Annotated in this window: 27 protein-coding genes, 1 riboswitch and 1 other annotated feature; of the genes, 11 read left to right on the top strand and 16 right to left on the bottom strand. The window is 40.1% G+C overall.

Translation table 11 applies throughout. From position 1 onward, the window contains the following. Positions 1–7 precede the first annotated feature (7 nt). From RCG19_RS12745 to RCG19_RS12715, 7 genes are all read right to left on the bottom strand, one after another. Positions 8–895, bottom strand: coding sequence for an acetaldehyde dehydrogenase (acetylating) (locus tag RCG19_RS12745; protein WP_308107437.1), 888 nt, complete (start codon positions 893–895; stop codon positions 8–10). A gap of 47 nt (positions 896–942) precedes the next feature. Then, positions 943–1722: an IclR family transcriptional regulator gene (locus RCG19_RS12740; protein ID WP_308107436.1), complete on the bottom strand. Its 780-nt coding sequence runs from the start codon at positions 1720–1722 to the stop codon at positions 943–945. Positions 1723–2218: 496 nt separating this feature from the next. Then, a complete protein-coding gene (locus RCG19_RS12735) occupies positions 2219–2671 on the bottom strand; it encodes an NUDIX hydrolase (RefSeq protein ID WP_166243570.1) in 453 nt (150 codons plus the stop codon). 114 nt (positions 2672–2785) lie between these two features. Beyond that, positions 2786–3709 (bottom strand): cysteine synthase A, encoded by a 924-nt coding sequence (gene cysK, locus RCG19_RS12730; RefSeq protein WP_308107435.1) that lies wholly within the window; start codon positions 3707–3709, stop codon positions 2786–2788. A gap of 80 nt (positions 3710–3789) precedes the next feature. Beyond that, the gene (locus RCG19_RS12725; RefSeq protein ID WP_308107434.1) at positions 3790–4791 is read right to left on the bottom strand and encodes an ABC transporter substrate-binding protein; all 1002 of its coding nucleotides are present in this window, start codon (positions 4789–4791) and stop codon (positions 3790–3792) included. Positions 4792–4805: 14 nt separating this feature from the next. After that, entirely contained in the window at positions 4806–5567 is a 762-nt protein-coding gene (locus RCG19_RS12720; RefSeq protein ID WP_308107433.1) for an ABC transporter permease, read from the bottom strand. After that, positions 5551–6336, bottom strand: coding sequence for an ABC transporter ATP-binding protein (locus RCG19_RS12715; protein ID WP_308107432.1), 786 nt, complete (start codon positions 6334–6336; stop codon positions 5551–5553). Before RCG19_RS12715 ends, RCG19_RS12720 begins: the two co-directional genes overlap by 17 nt. 185 nt (positions 6337–6521) lie before the next feature. Here RCG19_RS12715 and RCG19_RS12710 point away from each other — a divergent pair, with 185 nt between their 5' ends. After that, on the top strand, positions 6522–6704 hold the full coding sequence (locus tag RCG19_RS12710) for an SE1832 family protein (protein ID WP_308107431.1): 183 nt from the start codon (positions 6522–6524) through the stop codon (positions 6702–6704). A 525-nt stretch (positions 6705–7229) separates the two neighbouring features. Here the strand turns inward: RCG19_RS12710 and RCG19_RS12705 are convergent. Further along, positions 7230–7397: an aldo/keto reductase gene (locus tag RCG19_RS12705; protein ID WP_308107430.1), complete on the bottom strand. Its 168-nt coding sequence runs from the start codon at positions 7395–7397 to the stop codon at positions 7230–7232. A 399-nt stretch (positions 7398–7796) separates the two neighbouring features. Between RCG19_RS12705 and RCG19_RS12700 the strand changes: the two genes are divergently transcribed. Both RCG19_RS12700 and RCG19_RS12695 read left to right on the top strand, forming a co-directional pair. Then, entirely contained in the window at positions 7797–8276 is a 480-nt protein-coding gene (locus RCG19_RS12700) for a DUF6530 family protein (RefSeq protein WP_308107429.1), read from the top strand. Positions 8277–8309: 33 nt separating this feature from the next. Then, a complete protein-coding gene (locus RCG19_RS12695) occupies positions 8310–8669 on the top strand; it encodes a GIY-YIG nuclease family protein (protein WP_308107428.1) in 360 nt (119 codons plus the stop codon). Between the two features lie 51 nt (positions 8670–8720). Here RCG19_RS12695 and RCG19_RS12690 read toward each other — a convergent pair whose 3' ends face one another. Further along, positions 8721–9968, bottom strand: coding sequence for a GGDEF domain-containing protein (locus RCG19_RS12690; RefSeq protein ID WP_308107427.1), 1248 nt, complete (start codon positions 9966–9968; stop codon positions 8721–8723). A 214-nt stretch (positions 9969–10182) separates the two neighbouring features. Between RCG19_RS12690 and yedE the strand changes: the two genes are divergently transcribed. Beyond that, positions 10183–11412: a selenium metabolism membrane protein YedE/FdhT gene (yedE, locus tag RCG19_RS12685; protein WP_308107426.1), complete on the top strand. Its 1230-nt coding sequence runs from the start codon at positions 10183–10185 to the stop codon at positions 11410–11412. A gap of 69 nt (positions 11413–11481) precedes the next feature. Beyond that, positions 11482–11661 (top strand): sulfurtransferase TusA family protein, encoded by a 180-nt coding sequence (locus RCG19_RS12680; protein WP_308110987.1) that lies wholly within the window; start codon positions 11482–11484, stop codon positions 11659–11661. 81 nt (positions 11662–11742) lie between these two features. Here the strand turns inward: RCG19_RS12680 and RCG19_RS12675 are convergent, their stop codons facing one another. After that, the gene (locus RCG19_RS12675; RefSeq protein ID WP_166244351.1) at positions 11743–11907 is read right to left on the bottom strand and encodes a hypothetical protein; all 165 of its coding nucleotides are present in this window, start codon (positions 11905–11907) and stop codon (positions 11743–11745) included. A gap of 12 nt (positions 11908–11919) precedes the next feature. Next, complete coding sequence (locus RCG19_RS12670; RefSeq protein WP_308107425.1) at positions 11920–12048, bottom strand: hypothetical protein; 129 nt, start codon at positions 12046–12048, stop codon at positions 11920–11922. 266 nt (positions 12049–12314) lie between these two features. Between RCG19_RS12670 and RCG19_RS12665 the strand changes: the two genes are divergently transcribed. Next, a complete protein-coding gene (locus RCG19_RS12665) occupies positions 12315–13757 on the top strand; it encodes a L,D-transpeptidase family protein (protein WP_374049544.1) in 1443 nt (480 codons plus the stop codon). A 55-nt stretch (positions 13758–13812) separates the two neighbouring features. Here the strand turns inward: RCG19_RS12665 and RCG19_RS12660 are convergent, their stop codons facing one another. From RCG19_RS12660 to RCG19_RS12650, 3 genes are all read right to left on the bottom strand, one after another. Then, on the bottom strand, positions 13813–14463 hold the full coding sequence (locus RCG19_RS12660) for a hypothetical protein (protein ID WP_308107423.1): 651 nt from the start codon (positions 14461–14463) through the stop codon (positions 13813–13815). Between the two features lie 28 nt (positions 14464–14491). Beyond that, positions 14492–14881, bottom strand: coding sequence for a hypothetical protein (locus tag RCG19_RS12655; protein ID WP_308107422.1), 390 nt, complete (start codon positions 14879–14881; stop codon positions 14492–14494). Positions 14882–14994: 113 nt separating this feature from the next. Next, positions 14995–15864, bottom strand: a complete 870-nt coding sequence (locus RCG19_RS12650) for a cation diffusion facilitator family transporter (protein WP_308107421.1) — start codon at positions 15862–15864, stop codon at positions 14995–14997. Between the two features lie 201 nt (positions 15865–16065). On the opposite strand from RCG19_RS12650, the gene RCG19_RS12645 reads away from it, so the two are divergent. Then, positions 16066–16860 carry a GNAT family N-acetyltransferase gene (locus RCG19_RS12645; RefSeq protein ID WP_308107420.1) on the top strand — a complete coding sequence of 265 codons (795 nt, stop codon included), beginning with the start codon at positions 16066–16068 and terminating at the stop codon, positions 16858–16860. 78 nt (positions 16861–16938) lie between these two features. On the opposite strand, the gene RCG19_RS12640 is transcribed toward RCG19_RS12645, so the two are convergent. After that, entirely contained in the window at positions 16939–18279 is a 1341-nt protein-coding gene (locus tag RCG19_RS12640) for a sodium-dependent transporter (RefSeq protein ID WP_308107419.1), read from the bottom strand. A 57-nt stretch (positions 18280–18336) separates the two neighbouring features. After that, positions 18337–18557 (bottom strand) — a binding site (T-box leader). Positions 18558–18789: 232 nt separating this feature from the next. Between RCG19_RS12640 and RCG19_RS12635 the strand changes: the two genes are divergently transcribed. Continuing rightward, complete coding sequence (locus RCG19_RS12635; protein WP_308110986.1) at positions 18790–20079, top strand: NCS2 family permease; 1290 nt, start codon at positions 18790–18792, stop codon at positions 20077–20079. 44 nt (positions 20080–20123) lie between these two features. Here RCG19_RS12635 and add read toward each other — a convergent pair whose 3' ends face one another. Then, on the bottom strand, positions 20124–21119 hold the full coding sequence (gene add / locus RCG19_RS12630; protein ID WP_308107418.1) for an adenosine deaminase: 996 nt from the start codon (positions 21117–21119) through the stop codon (positions 20124–20126). A gap of 68 nt (positions 21120–21187) precedes the next feature. Beyond that, positions 21188–21288, bottom strand: a riboswitch (purine riboswitch). Positions 21289–21429: 141 nt separating this feature from the next. Between add and RCG19_RS12625 the strand changes: the two genes are divergently transcribed. From RCG19_RS12625 to RCG19_RS12615, 3 genes are all read left to right on the top strand, one after another. Further along, positions 21430–23466, top strand: coding sequence for a Na+/H+ antiporter (locus RCG19_RS12625; protein WP_308107417.1), 2037 nt, complete (start codon positions 21430–21432; stop codon positions 23464–23466). 141 nt (positions 23467–23607) lie between these two features. Beyond that, a complete protein-coding gene (locus RCG19_RS12620) occupies positions 23608–24690 on the top strand; it encodes a branched-chain amino acid aminotransferase (protein WP_308107416.1) in 1083 nt (360 codons plus the stop codon). A gap of 145 nt (positions 24691–24835) precedes the next feature. After that, complete coding sequence (locus tag RCG19_RS12615; protein ID WP_308107415.1) at positions 24836–25126, top strand: YggT family protein; 291 nt, start codon at positions 24836–24838, stop codon at positions 25124–25126. Positions 25127–25148 lie beyond the last annotated feature (22 nt).

Below are 25148 nucleotides of genomic sequence, written 5' to 3'. Positions count from 1 at the left end.
CTTTCTATTAAACTAGTTGTTTTGCTAATTGATTTTTGGCAAACTCTTCTGCTACTTTGACTCCTGCTGCCGTCATAATATCAAGGTTACCGGAGTATTTCGGCAGGTAGTCGCCAGCACCTTCTACTTCGATAAAAATGGTTACCTGATTCCCTTCAAAAATGGGTTCTGTCCGCAGACGGTACCCAGGCACATATGATTGAACAACTTGTTCCATTTCTTTAATAGATTGAGTGATCTTTGCTTCGTCCATCGTTCCTTTTTCAACGAGGGCATACACGGTATCCCGCATCAAAATAGGTGGTTCCGCTGGGTTTAAAATAATAATGGCCTTTCCTTTCTTTGCTCCCCCAACCTCCTCAATTCCCCGAGAAGTGGTTTCAGTAAACTCATCTATATTTGCTCGTGTACCAGGACCGGCACTAAGACTGGAAATTGTCGCCACTATTTCTGCATACTCTACCCTACTTACACGATTTACTGCGTGGACCATTGGAATCGTCGCCTGACCGCCGCAGGTAATCAGGTTGATATTCTCCTCCTCCATATTTGAGCCTATATTAACTGCTGGAACAACAAAAGGACCGCGAGCTGCCGGAGTCATATCAATCGCTTTTTTTCCGGCTTCTTTTAACATTTTGGCGTGTCTTACGTGTGCCTTTGCTGAAGTAGCATCAAACACAATATCTGCTAATGCAGAATGGTCTTCAAGGAATCCCTGCAGGCCTGTGTCAACCGCTAAATAGCCTAATTCTTTGGCGCGACGCAATCCATCCGACTCCGAATCAATCCCAATCACTGCAGTTAGCTCTAAAACCTCTGAACGACCAAGCTTAATCATCAGATCTGTTCCAATATTTCCAGAACCTAAAATTGCCACTTTCACTTTAGACAAAACCATTCTCCTCCTTCAAACCTGTTTATTTATTTGTTAGTCCAAACCTACATATGTGTTGGTTTAGCTTCGTAGCCCATACTAGCTGAAATCCTCAATGCAGCTTGTTTAATCCCCTTAATGACTTCCCCAAGCCTCTCATTGTTCATCCTTACTTTAGGTGCTGCACAGCTAATCGCACCTAACACCTTTCCATGATGATCGAATATTGGGGCCGCCACACATTTGAGTCCCAATTCGATTTCTTCATCATCGATTGAATAGCCCTTTTCTCGTATCTGGTGTAAGTGTCTTTTTAACTCTTCTTTATCGGTGATCGTATATTCCGTAAACGGTTCCATTTCGCTATTTGATAAGAGTCGATTGATCTCTTTTTCGCTTTGATAGGCAAGAATCGCCTTTCCTACCCCTGTGCAATGGATGGGTGCCCTCTTGCCAATTTGGGAGTATATCCTTAATTGCCTAGGACCGTCCAATTTTTCAATGTAAATAACTTCTTCACGTTCGAAAACAACTAAGTGAACCGTTTCCTCTAGCTCCTCAACGAGTTCTTTTATGATCGGGCGAGCGATTTTCCCAAGGTCAAATTGCTGACTAACCCTATTTCCTAATTCAAACAGCTTCATGCCCAGCTTGTATTTTGAATCATCCCGGTTTTGCTGAAGATAACCTCTAACCTCAAGGGTCTTAATGATTCCGTGAACGGTACTTTTCGATAAACCCATTTTTTCACTTATTTCTTTCACACTTAGTTCCTGATCCGAGGTCAAAAACAATTCAAGCACACCCGCAGCTCTTTCAATCGATTGAATAAGTCGTTCAGCCATGACTTCCCCTCCGTGCTCGTTATTCGACATTACCGAATCGCATTCGTAAATATCATCATTCATAACCCTATAGTAACGAAGACTTTTCCTATTTGTCAATAAAATTCTGAATTTTATATCTATTAAAGATACTAAGCAGAGTCTGTCCCCACATGATGGTACTAATTTACTACACGGCAGGTCTGGCACTTATTTTTACCAGGTAGCATAAGTAGAAAAATAAACACATATATTTATATAACATTTTCATTAGAAAGGGGATCATAGACATGGATACGTGCATTTCTTGTGGAAAGGAATTATCCATTATGGAGCGGAATAGAACGGAATGCTGGGAGTGCAGAGATACGACGGTAGAAGCCTATACGGAGGAGGATTAAATTTATCCGATCGATAAGATTTCCTTTATCCTTCAAAAAAAAGATTCCTAACCCCCAGCTTTTTTCGCACCGGGAGGCAGGCCATCCTATTTCTTAAAGGACTCTTCTTGGACGTTCTAGTTGAGGAAATGAGAATACCGTTGGATCAGTGTTTTGACTAAAGGACTTGTGTTCTCCGGTAACTCTAGCCTATCAAAGAAACCTGCATCAATTGATTCTTTCCCATCAATTTTAATGATGTTATTTTTCATGTCCTTAGAGGTATAAGCAATGGTAACAGGATAAAACTCATCACCGTTTGCTAATTTTCTAAAATACTGCTTACCTGAAAATACATCCACTAACTGAAGCTGGCCAATTTCAATCCCTGTTTCTTCAAAGACTTCCCTTCTTGCAGCGTCCTCAGCAGATTCGGCTAATTCCATCAGGCCCCCCGGCAGTCCCCAGATGCCTTCAGGGCGTTTTTGTAAAAGAATTTTCCCTTTTGCATCAAGGACTGCCACGACTGCACCGACTAAAATGATCGGCCGATTTCCAATTATTTCTCTTAACTCTTCAATGTAACCCATTTTCATCCCCCCATATTAAGAATACTAATTAGAAACAGAATATCATAAAAAAAAGCGAACAATGCTAATCACTGTTCGCCTTTTGCCTATTAAATGGATGATCACGATCATACATTATCCTGGAAATAGGTCGGAAGAAAGATATCGCTCTCCTGTATCAGGGGCCAAACACAGTACCCTTGCTGAAGCTGGAAGTCCCTTCGCAATCTCAACTGCAAAATGGGCAGTCGATGCACCTGATGCACCAACGAAGATACCTTCTTCTGCCGCAAGTCGGCGAGCCATTGCTTCTGCATCCTCATCTTTAATGAGCAGGATGTCATCAAATATTTCACGGTTTAAGATTTTCGGGATAAACCCTGGACCTGTTCCGGGGATTTTATGCGGCCCAGGATTACCACCTGATAGGACCGGTGATCCAAATGGCTCGACCACATATATTTTTAAATTGGGAATCGATTTCTTCAATTCTTCTCCTACACCGGTAACGGTACCGCCCGTTCCAGCCGTGACCACTAAGGCGTCCAGCCTTCCTTCAAAAGCTTCTAAAATCTCGACAGCAGTCGTTTCACGATGAGCATCGGCATTTGCTGGATTCTCAAACTGCATGGGAATAAAACTGTCAGGAAGCTCGCGTGCCAAACGACCAGCCTCATCAATCGCCCCTTGCATACGCAATTTTCCAGGAGTTAAATAAACTTCTGCTCCATACGCTTTTAAGATTTTCACTCGCTCCTGGGTAGCATTATCAGGCATGGTGATAATACAGCGATAACCTTTCACGGCCGCTACCATAGCAATGCCAATTCCCGTATTTCCGGATGTCGGTTCAATGATCGTGCTTTTTCCAGGGATTAGCTTTCCTGTTTCCTCGGCCCGCTCAATCATTTTCTGCGCGGCACGGTCCTTTACACTTCCCCCTGGGTTAAAGGATTCAAGTTTTACAAATACTTCAGCACCGGATGGTTCCGGTATTTTATTAAGTTTGACAGTTGGCGTATTCCCTATTAAATCAAGAATGGAACGATAGAGTTTCATTTTCTTCACCTTTCAAGATCATTTTGATAAAAACAGAAGCAGGGATGCTGACCAAAACGTCCTCAGTATCCCTTTGCTCCTTATAAGTTAATAAATTGCGTATCAATTAATGTTTTAAACTCTGGCAGCTCTTTTAAAAATTTTAGGTAAACAGAAGAATTGGCAAATTGTTCAATCACATCTTTATTAACATCTTTAGTAAAGTGAATGTGGGTCCAAGCCGTATCCACTACGTCTTGATCAAGTCCTTGCTTCGTGATTTCTTTGATGCTTTGGACGGTAATTTCCTTTGCTTCATCAGGGTTTTTATTGATAAAGTTGATCGCTTCGTTTTGTGCCTTCACAATTTTAGCAATCACTCCCTTATCGGCTTTAATTTTCTTGCCACTAGCAACTAAAATCGTATTCGGTAATGTATTCCCGTAAGAAATTTGGGAGCTATCGACAATAATTTTCGCGCCTGCCTCTTTTACTAATTGAGTTGCCCACGGCTCAGGTACTGCAGCTAAATCGACCTTACCTGATTCAAACATACTGGCATATTGAGCGGGATTTCCGGTTACATGCTTTAATGTCCCCCCAATTCTAGCCGATGAAATACCGTAGTCCTGCAGGAATGTTTCCATTTGGACATCATGTGTGCATCCGATACCAGGTGTGACAAACGTTTTACCCTGGAAATCCTCAACAGAATTGATGCCACTTTTTTCACTTGCAATGATTGCTGTTCCACCTGATGATGCCCCCGCAATAATTTTAACATCTGCACCGTTTGTAAAGTTATTCATAACCGGTCCGGGACCTACCAAACCAGCATCAATATCACCTGTTTTTAATGCTGTCATAAAGGCACCGCCATCAGGAAATGTTTTGTACTCCACTTTCACGTTTTTACCTAATTCTTTTTCATAATACCCTTTTTCTCTTGCGATCATAGCAGGTGCATGATCAATATTTGGAAAATAGCCAATCACGACCTTTTCGGAACCAGCACTGCCACTCGTTTCGTTTGAACCACAGCCAGCTAATATTCCCATACTAAGTAATATTGACATTCCAATGATTTTTGACTTTTTATTCATCTACTTTCTCCCCCTTATTTACTCGTTTCTAATCCCCAACGGCGAATGACATTCTGTTCGACTCGTTGGAAGAACGTAAGATCTACAATCGTACCAATGACACCAATAATGATCATAATACCGATGACCATACTCATATTTCCGAAATCGGATGCGTACTTGAGTGTGTAACCCAACCCAGGTCCAGTACTCAAAATCTCTCCTGCCATCAGCGCACGCCAAGCGAAGGCCCAGCCAAGTCTAATTCCAGTAACGGCATATGGAACGGAAGCAGGAAGTATCACCTTTGCAAACAGATCAATTCCTCCCGACCCCATCGTTTGGGCTGCCCTAATATAAAGAGGCGGAACATTCTTAATTCCAATCCTCATATTAATGGTAATAACAAGTGTTGCCCCGAGAATCACGATAAAGATAACAGAGCTTTCATTTAGGCCAAACCACATAATGGCGATTGGCAGCCAGACAATACTTGGGACACTCTGCAGTGCTAGAATCAAGGTGCCTAATGTTTCATCAGCGGTTTTATTTTTTGCTAACAGAATACCTAAACAGAAGCCAATGATAATGGAAATAAATAAACCAATGGCTAATCTTCTAAAACTTGCAAGAATATCGTATATGAGGGTTTTATCTTCAAAACCTGTTCCTAGAGCTTTCACAACGTCAGTCGGAGCAGGCATAAGGGCCGGAGAAACATTCAATATCTTCACAGCAGCCTGCCAAATGACGAGTAAAAGCGCAAAAAATATAATTCGTTTAATTGTTCGCTGCATATGACAGTTCCTCTTTTATCACTTTATCAATCTCTAATTTTAATAGGCTATTGATTTTCTCTTCTACTTTAGCCACTGCTTGCGGATGCGCATTCCGCGGTCTCGGAATTTTCACGTGAATATCCTCAAGAACCACACCTGGCCTTGTTCCCATAACAATGATCCTGTCTGATAGTTTAATTGACTCGCTAATACTATGGGTGACAAAAAGAATCGTCTTTTTGGTTTCAAACCAGATTTTCTCTAATTCATGATGAAGTCTTGCCCGTGTCTGTTCATCTAGAGCACCAAAAGGTTCATCCATGAGTAATACCTTGGGATTCATTGAAAGTGCCCTGGCAATGGAGACCCTCTGCTGCATTCCGCCTGAAAGCTCATGTGGGGAATGTTTGGTATAGTTGCTTAGCTGAACCATTTGTAAATACTGATGGGCAACTTCCCTTGCTTCCTTTTTCTTCATTTCCTTGCGAAGCGGGAACATCACATTTTCCTCCACCGTCATCCAAGGAAATAGGGCAGCCTCTTGAAAAACCATCCCCCTGTCTTTCCCCGGCTTTTTGATGGAATCCCCTTTGAGCAAGATCTCACCGCTCGTTGGCTTTGTTAAACCGGCAACAATCGAGAGTAAGGTAGATTTCCCACAACCCGAAGGTCCAAGAATTGAGACAAACTCTCCTTCTTTAATATCGAGATTTATATTGGTAAGAACGTCACTAGTAACCTTTTGATTGGTAAACTGTTTGTTAATATTATTTATTTGGAGAAACAAATCGCCACCCACTTTACCCATAATTCATATTAATTTAATCGGATTAATGATAATAATTATATAATTTCCTGAACCAATGTCAAGGAATTTTCAGAAATCTTTACTAATACATACAAAAAAGGGTTTAATAAAAATTGGTTTGGTATAATCATACTAACTTACATTAGGAACAAAGGATGGGGAACATGAATAAAAAAGAAATTGAATATAAAATCCGCGAATTAAAATTTGAATATGTCAGACTGCAGAATGACTTAGAAAAGTTGGAAAACGTCAAAGGGATTCTTTCTCCTTTAGAAAAACAATTAGCTGACATCGAGGCTGAACTCCATTCACTTAACGAAGCATTGCGAAGAGGAGATTTTTAGACCAGATCATTACCGTATTGGGGATCATTGGACTACGGAAAGAAAAGGAAAGGAGACCTATTAAAATGGCATCATCCGAAAGAACTTTAAGGACTTGCAATTTATACTTAGATAATTACATTTCATGATTCATTTAAGCGACTTACCTCCTCAATGGGCGAATTATGACATCCAATGGGCGAATTTCGATGTTTAATGAGCGAATTTTACCATTCAATGAGCGAAAACAATCTTTTATAACAAAATAACGCACTATAATTAACAGGTTCCGCTTCCTTCCTGTCGCAAACATAAAAATGGAAGTTGAAATGAATGCCAATTTACTTATGGAATTGACACTCATTTTTTTATTGGTGTAAAGCCCTTTTGTACTATTTATAGATGCTAGTATTAAATACTTCAAACCATAAATAAATTAGAACCTACTTCCAGAAGCTATCCCCTTCGGTACTATATGTTCAATTTCTGTCAGGTCTCCTCTGAAAGGGAAACTTTTAGTGCACCCAGGTTTTCTTTGACACGATCTCAATATTTGGTTCCTGGAATGGGAACGATTTGGTCTCCTTGGGCTAACACCCATGACAGTGCGAGTTGGGCAGGGGTACAGCTTTTTCGCATAGCCATTTTTTCAATGAGTGATACAACCTCTAGATAAATGTCGAACAAAATCAAATCCATAAATTCCGTATTCATTCTGCTACCCATGTTGATGGAAACGAAGATCTTCATTGGTGTATGTATGTTCCTGTCTCTTAAATCAACGATCTCAGTAAATCTAAGTGTTGCCTCTTGTAACGGTGTACTATGGAAAATATAGACTGTCATCATTCCGGTATTAATAGAGCAATGAAAAAGCCTAGTTTCTTCACATTAAATTGAGAAATTAGGCTTTTTACTATTGAAATTTCCTTAACATTGTAAATCCGCATTTTCCTGACGCTACCCCGAGAAGCATACGTTTTTTTGAATAAGACCCAATTTTAGTTATACCATAAGTGAAATTGACTATTCATTTTAAAAATGATAAATTCTAAGTAGTCATTTAGTAATTTACTAAATGACTAAATCATCAATTTTGACAAGGAGTAACTAATGAAAATCCCAACTACTTTAAAACATAAACCCGTTATTGTTTCCGATAATTATGAAAATGTTGATGGCAGAAATGCTTATCATACAGATGCCAAAGGACTTTCATTAGGACTGGCTCAGTGGAATGACCGTGGAAAGGTAGATATTTCAGCAAAAGTATGGAGACATACAGGAGAAAAATGGTCTAGACAGTCTGAGGAATTGCCCCTACACCGTGTCATTGATCTTGCCATTCTCGTTTGCAGAACACAACAGCATTTTCGCGAGGCCTATCGGTATGAAAAATTATATGATACCGAAAACCCTGTTATCGATCGGGTCGGTATACAAGGTGATGCCATGACGGTCGCCGTATGTACGGACAATGAAAAAATTGATGAGGATATAAAATTATTCAACCAGGCTCTCAGTGATGATGATGAACTACTGGGCGAGCGATTGCGTGTCTTAGCAAAAATTTTAAAAGACATGGGGTATTAACTATCCTTTATTGAACTTGAGGGGAGAGGTATCATGGATCAGAACAGGCGTAAGGAACTAAAAGAGGAATACAAACAGGTGAAAACCTACATGGGCGTGTACCAAATCACAAACAAAACCAACGGGAAAATTTACATTGATAGCTGCCCTAACTTAAAAAATAAGTGGCTTACTTTACAGGCGCAGCTCGAAATGGGCATGTTCGCCAATTTTCAGGTCCAAAAGGATTGGAAGGATCTTGGCAAGGATGCATTTGATTTCGAGGTGCTAGAAAAGAAAGATGCAAGCGAAGTTATCGATCCACGTTGGGAAGTTAAACAACTAAAAAAGCCGTGGCTGGAGAAATTGCAGCCATTTGGGGATCGAGGATATAACAAGCCATCAAAGGATTGAATACCTTTATTTTACGGCGAACGGTGTTAGTCACTGTTCGCCGTTTTCAATCTAGCTTATATTATTGAATTGGTCTTCAAAATACTCTACACGATTCCGTCCCCGGGATTTAGATTTGTAAAGGGCATGATCTGCGTTCTCGAGTAACTGTTCCACTTCTGCTTCATTGTGAACATACCCTGAGGCAATGCCGATACTCACAGTAATTTGGTTGGAAACCGGAGAATATTCGTGAGGGACCTGCCTTTCCCAAACAGTCGCCCTAATAGCTTCTGCCACCTGATACATTTCTGGATCATCCAGATCAAATGCAGCAATCACAAATTCCTCCCCGCCAAAACGAGCAGTAAAACTAGTAGTGGTGTCGATACAGGTTTGGATTGTTTGAGCAACGATTGTGATTACTTTATCACCTTCAAGATGTCCATAGTTATCATTGAATAATTTAAAGGCATCAATATCCAGCATCATCAAGGATAGATTTTGCTTTGTATTGGAGTGGTCCAGTCTTTCTCGAATAAATTGCTGAAACCCTCTCCGATTTGGAATTTTCGTTAATTCATCAATGATTGTCAATTGCCTAAGTTGGTGATTCACTTTTGCCAATTCCTTATTCATTTTTTCATTTTCTGCTATTTTTGCCGCAAGATTATTATTCGTCTCTGTTAATAGCAATTTATGATAAAAAGTGGTTGAAACACTGATATATAACATTCTTGAAGCCAACCAACAAAAAAATAAAAAGACAGTGAGATTAATATAGTGCCCCATGACAATCACATTTGAAGGTTGAAAAATAGGTAAACCGATAAATATCACAGCGATTGGTAATACATACAAAAACAAAATGGTTCGATTGGAGGCGTGAAATAGAATCGATACACACATCAAGTTAACCGCAAAAGCCATCACATGCCCATAATCTCTTTGATCAACAAGTGTGACAACCGCTCCCCAAACCAAAAAGAAATTCACAAATCCTAAAAGTCCGAAACGAAATCTTTCATACTGCCTCTTTGTACACTCTGGCCTTTTTTCAAACCAACGCATATAGAGGAGCATTGTTATACTCATAATGAGCAAAATGAAATATAAAACTAAATAGGTATTGATCCTAAAGTGACCGTTATCCACTACCGATGAAGATACATTCATCATAATCAAAATAACTTCAAATAGAATAACAATTTTCGCAAAAAGCTTACAGCGTTGAAGATTTTCATTAAATAAATGGTTTTCCAGTAATTTTTGTTTTTCAAGAGAAACTGGGGGGATACTAAAGGGAAAATTCATTCTCATTCTCATCATAATCCTCATGTTTGCATGTTTATTTTTCATTATACAAGATGAAATGCAAGGGGAACCAGTTTTTCGATTTGTTTCGTTCCTCGCGTTTTTTCTTTATTTATTTGTTCACACTTTACCATCAAAATGCTATTGATGTTCATCTGAAAAATAATTAAAATTATTTATTGTGCATATAAATCTTTTTTATGAGGAGTTGAGAATTTCGTTGAATTTATATCGGAAAATCTTTAAAGAATATTGGAATCCCTACATAGCCGTTGGTATTGCCGGTTTGGTTAGTGCTTTGTATTTCGGGATTACCGGGACTGTCTGGGCCGTAACAGGGGAATTCACTAGATTAGGCGCCCATATTTTGGGCTGGTTTGGTATAGATGTATCAGATTGGGCCTATTTTCAATTAGTTGGCTTCCAAGGGACCCCACTAAGCCGTACAGACGGATGGATTGTCATTGGAATGCTCATTGGTGCACTTATTACCATTTTACTCAGCAACAGCTTTAAAATCCGCGTTCCGAAGCAAAAGCGCCGCTTAGTTCAAGGGTTTATTGGCGGTATTATCGCAGGGTTTGGAGCACGCCTAGCACTTGGTTGTAACTTAGCCGCCTTTTTCACTGGTGTTCCCCAGTTTTCTTTCCATTCATGGATATTTATGCTTGCAACAGCAATCGGGACCTACTTTGGTGTGAAGGTAGTAAATACGAAATGGTGGCGCGGAAAGCCCAACATACGAATGGGTGCAATTAACCCCATTGCGGCAGCGAAAACTCAAAAGTCAAACATTCAACCGAAGTTAGGACTACTTCTATTTATTCTCTATTGCGGTGTGATCGTTTACTTTTTCGTTGTCGGTAAAAATCTATTAGCTGTCGCTTCGATTGCGGGTGCACTATTTGGCATTCTAATAGAGCGCGGACAGATTTGTTTCACCTCAGCCTTCCGCGATTTATGGATTAGCGGACGTGCGGTTATGTCGAAAGCAATCGCAGTTGGTATGATGATTAGTGTAGTCATTACCTTTTTCTATATTCAAAACGGTTCCGTTGCCCTTATTAAAGTGGCTGCCCCAAGCACTGTTATTGGCGGACTACTATTCGGCTTCGGCATTGTTCTCGCTGGCGGCTGTGAAACAGGTATGATGTACCGGGCGATGGAAGGTCAGTTGTTATTCTGGGTAGTAGGAGCAGGAAATATCATTGGCGCCACTATTTTAGCATACGGCTGGGACCACCTCGGAATCTATAATGCCCTTACGGCCAATTGGACTAAGGTAAATTTAATCGAATTATGGGGACCTGCCGGAGCCTTAATTGGTACACTTACGATGCTGGCTGTCTGGTTTATCCTTTCAAACTGGTGGGAAAAACGATTCCGCTATGGAACTGGGATTAAGCAGCAAAAAGCAGCAAAGGTTACTCATCAAACAAAGGAGGCATAAAAATTGTCACAAGTAATGGACGTTAATTACACTTTAGATATTCGCGGTGAGCCATGACCATATCCTGTCATTTATGCGCTGGATGCGCTAAAAAATATGAAGGTTGGGGAAACTTTGCTAGTCATCGCCGATTGTCCACAATCATTTAGAAGTGTCCCAGAAGAAGTAGTCAAGCATGGTTACCAGCTTATCGCTGAACCGACAAAGGTCAACCAGGATATCTACTTCTATATTAAAGTAACAAAGTAATCAAAACTGTGCCTGCTTCCCATCAACGCCTACCACAAAGTGGGAGCAGGCATTAAAAAGCTTAGGATTCAAATCCTAAGCTCATTCAAAGCATTGTTTAATGATACTCTCAATTTGATCCGCTGTTATTCCATCGACTGCCTGGGCTTCCAATTGTTCAAACTTTTCAAGAGCTTCAGCAAGATGATCTCTTTCTTCTTCCTTCATATTATCACCCATTTTAGATATTTTGTTATTTTGTGACAATCATACTCTTCCCTATCTTTCAACAAAATATTTAGTAAATGGTTCTTGCTCCCCTAAAATTTCAATTATTAATGGTTTATTCATAATTTGTTCATCTTTAGGGGTTAAGATAGATTTATGAAACGGACATGAACTTTTCATAGCCTTTCAACCCCCTTTTAATATATACTTTTTAATCCGGCATATGGCCGGGTTTTTTTTTGCCCTCATACTCCACACAAAAGCCGAACAAAATATTAAATTTCATGCTATTACAAATAGTGACAAATTCCACACCAACCAATCTAGTAGTATAATAGTAATAATTTAAGAGTAAGGTAAATCAATCAAAAGTCATTGACGAAAATCCACCAGTTTAAAGTTGGAAAGATGGATAACTGAGTTACCAGGTAGCGGAGGGAATGTTTATGAGTACGGTAAACGAAACTGTTGTAGAAATGGATACTAGGCGGGCTAACCGATTTAAACGGCTTGGAAACCGTAATATGATTATCATTGGAAGTATCATTATTATTGCACTTATCTTTGCAGGTTTTTCCTATTATCAGCTAACCCGTTTCAATTCGCAGATTACGATTAATGATACAAAAGTCGGCGGGCTAACGGCTGATCAAGTGATCCATAAATTAAAAACAGCAAAATTACAAAACAGAGTATATATTGGAAGTCAGCAAATTTTAGATGAAAAAGATACACAGATGCTTTTTACGGATAATGACTTGCCTGAAGTGAAAAAATTATTGAAAAGCCAGTGGACCCTTTTTCCTTCCTCAAAGGCAAAAGATTATTCGTTGTTACCCAAAAATGCAGATCAGTTTCGAAGTGAAACGATGAAAAAGCAAGTAGAAGAAAAGCTGATTACCATGAATCAAAGCTTAAAGGTCCCCGTAGATGCAGCGGCGAAATTGGAACAGGGCAAAATTGTCATCTCCGATGGTGTGAATGGTGAACAGTATGATATTGCTGCTCTATTAAAGGAGTATACAAAACAGAAATACACGAGTGATATCCATTTAAAACCGGTATTTTTACAGCCCATTGCAGCGGACAGCCCGATTATCAAGGAAGAGGAGAAAATGCTGCAGGACCTACTCGGCCGTAAAGTTGATTACAAGGTGCAAGACAAAGTGCATACGTTAAACGCCAGTGAATTAATTAAAAACGCCTCGGTGTCAAAAGATAAACAGATTTCCATCACCCTAACTGACATTAAGAGCAAAATAGATGAAATTAATCATTCTCAATCCACCCTAAATAAAGATTTCTCTTTTACCACCCATTCGGGTTCTGTCATTTCGGTAAAGGGTCAAGGCTATGGCTGGGCATTAGATAGTGAGAAAGAAACAGCACGGATTCAGGAAGCTTTTGAAAAAGGAGAGCAAGCGATTCCCGCTTCAAATATTTACGGTAAAGGCTGGAGCAATGAAGGGATCGGCTATGAAACTACTGCGAATAATGGCATTGGCGACACATATGCTGAAGTGTCGATTGCGGAACAGCGGATCTGGATTTATAAAAACGGACAATTAGTCCTCACAACCAATGTGGTGACAGGTAAGCACAGCACCCGTGAAGATACTTCACCTGGCGTATGGTATATCCTTTATAAACGACCACAGTATACACTTAGGGGAAGCGCAGTAGGTAAAGCCGATTATGCCGTTAAGGTTAATTATTGGGCTCCGTTCACAAACAGCGGTCAAGGGTTCCACGATGCCAGCTGGCGGTCAAACTGGGGAAGTAACGCCTATCTTACGGCGGGTTCAGGCGGCTGTGTCAACACGCCTCCAAGTGTAATGAAAGCCGTGTATGATAATCTCAGTACATACGAGCCGGTTGTCATTTATTAAGAAAGACGGGTCTTGCACATCCTGCCAAGGATGGACAAAACCCGTCTCTTTTTGTTTAAAAGGAAAATGAATCGGGGACAATTAACTCCAGTTTTCCTTCATGGTGAGTGATTTCAACCACCTTATCTGCGAACAAATAAGGAGTATCGAAGCGATCCTGCTTTTTGATATCTAAATAGTGGTTATTGGCAGTCAGGACTGGGAATACAGCGTTAGTTTTCTTAAAAAGATTTTGAGTAACCTCTATTTCGGCCATAAGTATCATCTGTTTACTAGAAATGGCAAAAAAGAGCTTTCCAATTTCCCTGTCACCATCAATAATGGGGATCTGCTGGAGGATGGAAATAAGACATGTGATTAGATCATTCATTTTTTCGTTTGTCAGACCGGTTAACTGCCAGTCCTCCAAAGCTTTGTTTATGCCGTTTTTCATTTCCTTAAATGAAAATACATCTTCAATCCGAAGGGCTGAGTTTGTCTTTCCGAGGTTTGAAAACTTTTTCCTCGTCTCAAAAAGATGGTCCTTGATATACCCTTGATACCGTTCCCGCTGCGCAACAAAATCTGCCAGCTCATTGATGCAGTGAATCTCTTTATTCCGATGACGGATTAATGGCAAAAAGGCATAGATATCCTTCTCATCAAACGTATTATTCATTAACTTATGATAGTAATAATTTACTAATGATTTCTCTTTTGTATCCATTTGTTTGCTCCTAGAAGTAATAGATTTCCTATTGATCATTTTTCCCCTGCTGTGCCGATAATTCCTTTATCTTCACAATCCAATCCTTGAAACTTCCAAATTCACTTGAATCAAATCCGAAGAGCGATTTTATTTTTTGAACAGATTCGCTTTCTTGTACAGCAAAAACCCCATCCGAATAGATTAGTTGAAAGAGTTCAGCTAAGACAATATTTTTGGATCGTTCCGTTTTAAATATCTTAAGAATATCTTCCATGGCAAGATTCTTTATTTTATAATTCTCAAGGTCCATTTCCTTTTTATATTTGGTAAGAAAGGAATTTTCATATACAGATAGGTTCCCATCAACTTTGGCTATCAATGCAGCCAACTCAAGAAACGCTTCTCTTTCCTCTTGGTAAAGTTCTGCTAGGAACATTACACACTCTCCTTTTAATCATGTTCTATTTATACGGATAAAGACAGAATTAGTTTCAATGCTAGTTGAGCGAGAGCTGTTTTTGAAAAATGCTTCATAAGCCACCAGGGAAATTAAATTGGCTCGACGTGTACATGAACATCGTAGACTCCGTAATCTTTCATCATGACTTTCTCCACATGTGTCGCGATATCATGGGCGGCACGAATATCTATGGTCGATTGAACAAGGATCACAACATCAATGACCTCGTTACTACCATAGTTTCTTCCTTTAATATCTTTTATTCCTTTCACACCATCTACTTTTGTAATGACTTCTTGATAAAGATGAATTTTATCTTCATCGAATCCGTCCGAAAGATCATGAGACGTGTCCTTAAAGATATCCCAAGCTGTTTTACAAATTATTACTCCTACAAGCATAGCTGTAACAGTGTCCATCCAAGGCATATTTAATTGGGCACCAAATATACCAGTGGCTGTTCCTATACTAACCCATGCGTCAGATATATTGTCTTTAGCGGCAGCTAGCACGGATTTACTCTTAATTTTGGCAGCCAGTTTTTTATTATAGCGATAAACAAAATACATGACGATGGCTGAAAAAAGCCCTGTATAGGCAGCCAGCATGTCCGGGGACTCTTTTCCGCCGTGGAATATAGAGGTAAAGCCATCCTCAAATACCTGTATACCGACGGCCAACATAATAAAAGAGGCGATCATGGAGGCAATCGTTTCACTTTTCCAATGACCATATCCATGATCACCATCGGGGGGTCTTCGGGAAAGCTTAAGTCCAACAAATACCGCAAAAGAAGCAATGATGTCGGTTGTATTGTTTAATCCATCTGCTTTTAATGCAGCAGAATCACTTATATACCCAATCGCTAGTTTAATAATGGAAAGACATATGTAGGCAAGCATACTTATGATTGCGCCACGTTCACCAAGCTTAAGATTTTGATATTTTTCAGTATCCATCCTTCTTGCCTCCCACCACTGTACATCCCTATGATATCACAAATATGGGTGGGTCTAGCGCAACCTTATTGCATCGTTAAATTTAAGGAAACTAATGGTGCCTGACACCCTTACTACTGCCTATGTGTTACTTTCTGGAATTGGAACTTGAAATTTTTTAATTGTGTGTATATTCTATTTAATAGCAAGGGGGGATGTACTGTGATTAGAAAGCTTACAAAGCAAGATCATGAGCAGGTTCTCGCTTTTTTAAGTGAGGAGCCGTCTATTAATCTATTTATTATTGGCGATTTAGAAGTATTCGGGTACTCTTCTGAATTCCAGGAAATTTGGGCTGAGTTTGATGAGCTGAATAACACAATCAAGGCCGTTCTTCTAAGATTTCATCAATCCTTTATTCCATATGGTAAAGGAGAATTTGATTTGGAGGGCTTTGTTTCAATTATGAAACGGTACAAAAAGCCGGTTTTATTATCGGGAAAGTCTGATATAGTGGAGAAATTCGAAGCCTTCGCTGACCTACAGCTTGGTAAGAAACAGGTAACATTCTTTGCAGAGTGTCTGACGGATGAATTCCTTAGTACCGTGGATCAGTCCACCACGATTAAAAAGGCTACGATCGAGGATGTCGATCAAATCATTGAACTTCGCGAATCGATTGAAGAATTTCCTATTAGAAGTGATGCACGGGATATTTTAGTTCAATCAATGGAATCCCATACAGCAAGAACCTATTTTACTGTTGATCACGATGTCATGACTTCATGTGTTTCAACAACAGCGGAAACTTCCATGTCCGCTATGATCGTCGGTGTCTGCACCCGTAAGGAGTTTCGCCGTCAAGGCTTGGCAACAGCAATCATGCAAAACCTATTTCAGGATGTCCTAGACGAAGGCAAAACTCTCTGCCTCTTTTACGATAACCCTGAAGCAGGCCGCATCTATAAGCGACTTGGTTTTAAGGATATCGGAAGGTGGACCATGTACCGCGGATAAGAAAACACTAGACAGGCACCATAAATGGTGCCTGTCACCCTTTCTACCACCATCGTATTATTAATGGTGCCTGTCACCTTATCCTCTAATAACATGGTAGCAAACAAACAAAATAGCGATGGGTGCTACATAGCGAATGAGGAAGAACCAGGCTTGAAACATGCCAAAGGATACTCCTCCTCCTAATGCTAATTCTTCATATAGTGCAGATTTTTTAATTTTTAGCGGCACAAATATCGAGATCAACAGTGCACCGATCGGCATTAATACGTTACTAACTAGATAATCCGCCGCATCAAAGATCGTCTTGCCAAACACTTGAACATCACTTAAAACACCATAGGATAGTGCGGAAGGGATCCCAAAAATGAAGATGGCTAGCCCCATGATCCACGACCACTTTGCCCTTTTCTTGTTCTCACCCTTTGCGATAACTGAAACAATAATTTCCAGCATGGAAAAGGCTGATGTTAGAGCTGCAAATAAGAATAAAACGAGGAAAGCAACAAAAAAGAACATTCCAAACGGCATTTGATTAAACACATTTGGTAATACGTTAAAAAGTAAAACAGGCCCGGCATCAGGCTTTAATCCAAATGAAAACACGGCTGGGAAAATCGCAAGACCTGATAAAACAATGATAAAAATGTTCATTCCAACAATCGAAAAAGCAGAACGAAAGAGACTCTCCTCCTTCGATAAATAGGAGCTATACGTCACCATCACCGAGACACCGACACTCAAGGCAAAAAAGGATTGGCCTAAGGCAAAAAGGATGGTTTCCGGTGTGATTTGCCCGAAGTCCGGCTTAAATAAAAAGGTAACACCCTCCATCGCACCGTCTAGTGACAAGGAGCGTATAATTAGGACAATAAAAAGGATAAAAAGAACTGGCATCATGATCTGACTCGCTTTTTCAATTCCTTTTTGAACACCTTTTGCCACGACGACAATCGTAAGGAGCATAAAGATCAACTGCACCCCGACGCTAGTTATTGGCTTTGAAATCGTTTCACCGAACAACTGTGCATATCCCGTCTGATCGAGCCCATTCAACTGACCGGAAACAGCTTTCCATATATAACTAATAATCCACCCGCCGATGACACTATAAAATGAAAGCAAAATAAAACAGGTGACAATTCCTAAATACCCAATCCAATGCCACTTGGAATGCGGCGCAAGTTCTTTATACGCTTCTATGGCGTTCCTCTGCGTTTTCCTTCCTACTACGAATTCAGCTATCAGCAAGGGCAAGCCCAAAAATAAAGTAAATAGGATAAAGATAAAAAAGAATGCCCCTCCACCGCTTACTCCGGCAATATAAGGAAACTTCCATATCGCCCCCAGTCCAATGGCGGAACCGCCTGCTGCTAAAATAAACCCAATCTTAGATGACCATTGCTCCGTATTTTTCAACTTATTCCCTCTTTCCTAACATTCTTAAAAAAACAAAAAAGCCGTCCTACGTCTAAACGTAGGGACGACTATATCGCGGTACCACCCTAATTGAGAATCGGCTGCCCCATTCTCCACTTTGCTGTCCGTATCGAGGACAAACCGTCTTTCCCTTCCACTGGTCGAAAAAGATACTCCAGGCATGAATTTCATCTTTCTATTTGGTACTAGTTTTCACCGGCCACTAGCTCTCTAAAACAGGGATAAAAAGACTACTAAAAACCTATCAACGCATTTTCTTAATAATTTGTAATAATTAGAATAACGTAAATCAGTAAAAATGTATACACATTTTTTCAAGGAGGGTACTCTTCTTTCCGAATCACCTGACAAAATGATTCCGATCTCCCTGCGATTTCCTATCCTTCCTTGAGCCGTTTCTGTGATATAATGATTTCCGGCATAAGTTGAATCGAAACATTAGCTTAATGCGGGTGGGAGAGGGATACACGAAAGTGTGTGATTACAAATATGAGGGGAGTTTTCAAACTTAAACAGCACGGAACAAGCATAAAAAAGGAGGTTATCGCAGGGTTAACATCATTTTTTTCCATTATCTATATTATTGCCGTAAATGCCAATATTCTTCAAGATGCAGGGATACCGCTTGAGGCCGGAATAATCGCAACCGTTCTAGCGTCACTAATTGGCTGTTTGTTGGTTGCGTTTATCGCAAACGCACCTTTAATTCTCGTTCCAGGAATGGGGATTAATGCCTTATTCACCTACACGATTGTCGGTTCGATGGGGCTGAATTATATGGAAGCTTTAGCAGCCGTTATCGTATCAGGGATTCTTTTTGTGATTGTAGCCTTTACAAAATTAGCAGGTATTTTAGCAAATGCGATTCCATCATCATTAAAAGAATCGATTTCAGTCGGAATAGGCTTATTTATTGCCTTCATTGGCCTGCAAAAGAGTGGCATTATTGTCGAGAATCCAACAAACTTTGTAGCGCTTGGAAATTTGTCTTCACCAATTGTTCTGGCGTCGATTATTAATTTAATCCTCACTTTATTCCTATTTTTGAAGAAAGTACCGGGGAATTTCTTAATCAGCATTATAGCCGGTACGATTATATCCTACTTCTTTGGGATTGTTCATTTTTCAGGAATGGATACAAGCTTTATCTCCTTTGCGGACTACAAGGATGTGTTTATGAGTTCTGATTTTGGAAAAATGGCGACTATTCCCTTTTGGGCAGCGGCCTTTTCACTGGTTTTAGTACTCGTTTTTGAAAATATCGGTCTGCTTCATTCCCAAGTGAACGGAATGCTGCAAGCACCTGAAAAAAACGGAAAGTCACTAAAAGCGGTCTCCATTTCCACCATTGTTTGTGGGTTTTTTGGCACAAGTCCAGCTGTTTCAACGGTTGAAACAGCAGCAGGTATTACGGCAGGTGGAAGAACCGGTTTAACTTCTGTGGTAACAGGTATATTGATGCTAGCATCTCTTTTCTTTATGCCTTTTATTAAATTAGTTCCGAATACAGCAATCGCCCCTATTCTCATTATTATTGGTGGGTTAATGCTGACAAATATAACGAATATCGACTTTACGGATTTTACCGAAGCGTTTCCGGCTTTTCTCGTGATTATCATGATTCCATTAACCTATAGCATTGTCGATGGAATAGCCTTCGGATTCATCGCTTACCCGCTAGTCAAGCTATTTACAAATAAACAAAAACAGCTTACCGTTTCCATGTTTATCATATCCATATTATTCTTAACCAACTTCCTGCTGCATTCAGTCGGATAGGTAAAAAAAGGAAAATGGTGTCAGGCACCATTTTCCTTTTTTTGTTATTTTAAATAGGTTTTCAATTTTTCTTTTGTTTCCGGATCTGCAAAGCTTGCTTCTACGCTATTTAGGTAGATTTGTCGGTAATCCTCTCCATCTAGGTGAAATTCCCGGAAGATTATATTGCACTCATTTTCCATCGTTGTATTAGATACCGTCCGGTTATCCGTATTAATGGTTACCTTTATTCCATCCTTGTGGAAATCATTTATCGGATGCTGAGAATAGCGATTGACTGCCTTGGTTTGTACGTTACTTGTTGGGCACATTTCGAGGGTAACATTTTTTTCCTTAACAAGGTTATAAGCCTCTTTACAGTCTTTAATAAAAACACCATGACCAATTCTTTCCGCCCCTAGAAGCTCTACTGCTTCCAAAACATTTTCGCCAATTCCTGTTTCACCCGCATGGATGGTTACTCTGTATCCATACTCTCTTGCTAACGCAATTGGTTCGACAAACCTTCTGCTAAACCCTGCTTCCTCAGATGCACATAAGTCGATGGCAGCCACACCTTTTCCAAGGAATTTCTTCCCCTTCTCGACAACCTCAAAGGCACTCTCTGCCGACATCGTCCTCATACATGACAAAATTACGTTTCCTTTGATCTCATATCGATGTTCAGCATCCTTCATGCCATCTATTACACTTTGAATAATTTCTTCCACATCTAGACCCTTCACGGTGTGCAGCAATGGGGCAAATCTCACTTCCATATATTTCACATTTTCCAGTGCTGCATCCTCAAAAAGCTCGAACGTTATTCGTCTTAGATTCTCCTTTGACTGCATGACCAGATTCGGAATCGTGAATCTTTCTAAATACTCATCTAGCGATTCACATTCTAGCGGTGCAATAAGCTCTTTTTGAAGCACATCCAAATCAAAGGAAGGTAACTTAATTCCCTCTCTCTTCGCAATATCAAGGATTGTATTCGGTCTTAGACTGCCATCTAAATGGCAGTGAAGTTCAATTTTAGGTAATGTAGCTATATTCATGGGTCGTAACCTCCAATTTTATTATTTAAATTATGCAAAAAAAAAATTCCTGATTACGAAGAAAATACAGGAAAGTGTATTTTCTTCGTAATCAGGAATTTAGTGGTTCCTGGTAGAGACCTCCAAACCATATCATTGGAGTTATACGAGAAATTATTTATAAAGGAAGGATAAAAGAAATTGGGTTTATTGTCAAGTAGATTAATTCCAACTGAAAGAAATCCCTGTAACGAAAATCAAGAAAAAGTTCACATAACGGGTGTAAAAAATAACGACTATTACACAAAATACACTCGAGAGGAGTTATGCCATGGAATTTTTTCTACTCGTTCTATTACTACTTGCCATCATCGGCCTATCTAGTTTTATCAATCACTTTTCACCCTATATACCGGTACCGCTCATTCAAATTGCCTTGGGCGTTTTGCTCGTATCACTTCCATTAGGAATTCACATCCCGATGGAGCCTGAACTGTTCTTCGTTCTCTTTATTGCCCCCTTACTTTTTCACGATGGAAAAAATGTTTCGAGGCAGGCATTATGGAAATTACGGAAACCGATTTTATTACTTGCACTCGGTTTAGTATTTGTTACCGTATTCGCCGTTGGTTACTTAATCCACTGGTTAATCCCGTCCATTCCATCACCTGCAGCATTTGCATTGGCTGCCATTCTTTCTCCAACGGATGTTGTTGCAGTTGGTGCCATCTCAAGCAGGGTAAAGATACCAAAAACGATTATGCATGTGCTTGAAGGGGAAGGACTGATGAACGATGCCTCTGGTTTAGTGGCGTTTAAATTTGCTGTAGCCGCAACCGTAACCGGCGCTTTTTCATTAGCAGAAGCAAGCTGGAGCTTTTTAGTCATTTCCATTGGTGGTTTGGCGGGCGGTTCCATTCTCGCTTTCCTTATTATTCGCTTAAAAATTTCCATACGCCGGTTGGGCATGGAGGATGTAACGATTCACATGCTAATCCAGCTCCTTACACCTTTTGTTATTTTTTATATTATCGAGCATTTTCATCTCTCAGGTATTTTATCGGTAGTAGCAGCAGGAATTGTGCATACCATATGCCGGGATCGCGACCAATCGCCCGCGATGCAGCTGCAGGTGGTTTCCCAAAGTACATGGACGGTACTCATCTATATTTTAAATGGCTTAGTTTTTGTATTGTTAGGGTTGCAAATACCCAGCGTTTTAAGTGAAATTATTAAAGACCCGTTGTTTAACAATTGGGTGGTCAGCAAATACATTATGGTTATTACTGCCGCACTTTTACTGCTTCGCTTCCTTTGGGTTTGGACAGCTTTGCAGTGGGGATCGCTATTTAAAAAGCAACCCCAAAGGCCATCGATAAAATATTGTAGTATTATTACTGTATCTGGCGTTAGGGGAGCTGTCACTCTTGCTGGTGCTTTTACCATCCCCTATGTGCTTGCGGATGGTAGTCCATTTCCTGAGCGCTCGTTAATCATCTTCATTGCTGCCGGCGTTATATTGGTTACGCTAATAGCAGCAAGTATTTTCTTGCCAATTCTTGCGAAGACGGAAAAGGAAAATATAGAAGAGTTGAAAGTGGAAATGGAGACGTCGGCTAGGCTTCGAACCATTGATGCCGCCATTCAATCGATTCGCGAAATGATGAATGATGACAACCGCGGGGCCGCCGTAACGGTTATCACTGCCTATAATCAAATCCGAAATCAACTTACAAATGCAAAGGGCGAAAACTCCGAGAAGCTGAAATTAGCAGAAACGGAAATTCGCATGCAGGCCCTTGATGCGGAAGCCTATTACGTTGAACAATTGCATAAATCTGGACGAATTGACCGGGATACTTTGTATGTAACGGAGGAACATATCCAACGAATGAGGCTGGCGGTAACAAATCGAATGCATTATCGAAGATTGTTCTTTTGGTCCCTAATGAAAAGGGGGTTGTACAGGCTTTTACGACTACTTTCTCCTAAAAATACGGAACGGCTTAAAGGTCGTCAGCTAAAGGCAAAAAAGCTGATTCAACTAAAAGTCAACATGGCCAAAGCCGCCATTCAGTATTTAAAGGAACATATGACTCCGGAAAATGAACATATCTATCTGGTTATTCTTGGGGAATATAATGACATGATGATGAAATTTAAGCTTGCGAAAAAAAGCGCGGATCCTCGCCAATACACCGAATGGAAAAGAGAGTTCCGTGCAAAAGCGTTTCAAGCAGAACGGGATGAAATTCAGAATCTGTATGAAGAGGGCGAAATCAACACCGATGTCCTCCGCAAAATTCGTAAACAGATTAATATCAGGGAAGCCTATTGGATGGAAGAAAAGAGCGTCCATACCCATTAAATGCCACCCTCCTGCTCAAGCATGACTGCCTGACCTATATTAAAATAATGAATATTTAAAAAACTCCCTACATTTATCTTGAGTTTTTTCTAAATAAAGCGTACTCTAAAAAATAAACAGAACTTGAGATGAGGTGTGATCATGCAACAGGAAATTGCTTTTTTTCAAAGAGAAGTTTTAAAGGAAAAACCCGATGCGGCTTCACTAGGTTTCGGAAGATATTTTAGCGATTACATGTTTGAGATGGATTATCACGGTGAAATCGGCTGGCATAACCCCCGGATTGTTCCATATGCACCGATAACACTGGATCCTTCCGCGATGGTTTTCCACTATGGACAAGCCATTTTTGAAGGAATGAAGGCATATAAAGGAGCCGACGGTTCGATTCAACTCTTCCGTCCAGAAAAAAACATGAAGCGATTTAATGATTCATGCGACAGGCTATGTATCCCCCAAATCGACGAGGACTTTTTATTACATGCCATTAAACAGTTGATTTTCACAGAAAAGGATTGGGTACCTGAGGGTACGGGGACTTCCCTTTACATTCGCCCGTTTATTTTCTCAACGGAACCCTACCTTGGAGTCCGTCCTGCCGACCAATATAAGCTACTTGTCATCCTTTCGCCGTCTGGGGCCTATTACGGTGACCAATTAAGCCCTGTCAAAATTAAGGTAGAAGAGCAATATGTTCGTGCTGTTATTGGCGGCGTCGGCCATGTGAAGACTGCTGGCAACTATGCCGCCAGTATGAAGGCACAAGAAAAGGCTGATGCGGACGGTTTCGCTCAAATCCTATGGCTCGATGCGAAAGAGAATAAGTATGTCGAAGAAGTCGGCAGTATGAACATTTTCTTCAAAATCAATGGTGAAGTCGTGACACCACGATTAAATGGCAGCATCTTACCAGGTGTAACACGTGATTCAGTAATTGAACTATTAAAATATTGGAATATTCCTGTTCGTGAAGTAAAAATTTCAATTGAAGAGGTATATGCTGCACATGAACGCGGTGAATTGGAAGAAGTCTTCGGTGCAGGTACTGCTGCTGTTATTTCACCCGTTGGCGAGTTATATTGGAATGATCGTTCAATTACCATTAATGATTATAAGATCGGCCAACTTTCACAGCGTATTTATGATGAAATGACCGCCATACAGCTTGGAAAAAAAGAAGATCCATTTCATTGGATTGTTAAAGTGGCACCGGTTGAAGTGTAAAAGAAATCGAATGAAATTCCAAAAGATCCAGTGAGCAGAAACTGGATCTTTTTTATTTCACCATAAAAACCATGGTTTTATTGAAACCTTATTGGGACATAATCGTATATGTACTATATTGAAGTTTAAAAAATAAAATAAACGGGTGATCTTAGTGGGCTCTACCATTTTACAATTTGGACAGTTTCTATTTGATGTATATTATTGGCTCATCCTGATAGCCATTTTTGGTTCCTGGTTTCCTCAATTTCAATCATCTAAGGTTGGAGTATGGGTGTACAAACTAGTCGAACCGTACTTAGGCCTTTTTAGGCGGTTTATTCCGCCGCTAGGGGCAATTGACTTTTCACCCATCATCGCATTATTTGCTTTCCGATTTATAAGTAGATTTGCGCTAGAAGGTCTCCGCCAATCATTGAATATGATCGGGGCCTAAGAAAATTGGGCGAACATTAATC

The sequence above is a fragment of the Neobacillus sp. OS1-2 genome, assembly GCF_030915505.1.
Lineage (GTDB): Bacteria > Bacillota > Bacilli > Bacillales > Cytobacillaceae > Neobacillus.
This window is presented reverse-complemented; position numbering and strand designations above follow the sequence as displayed.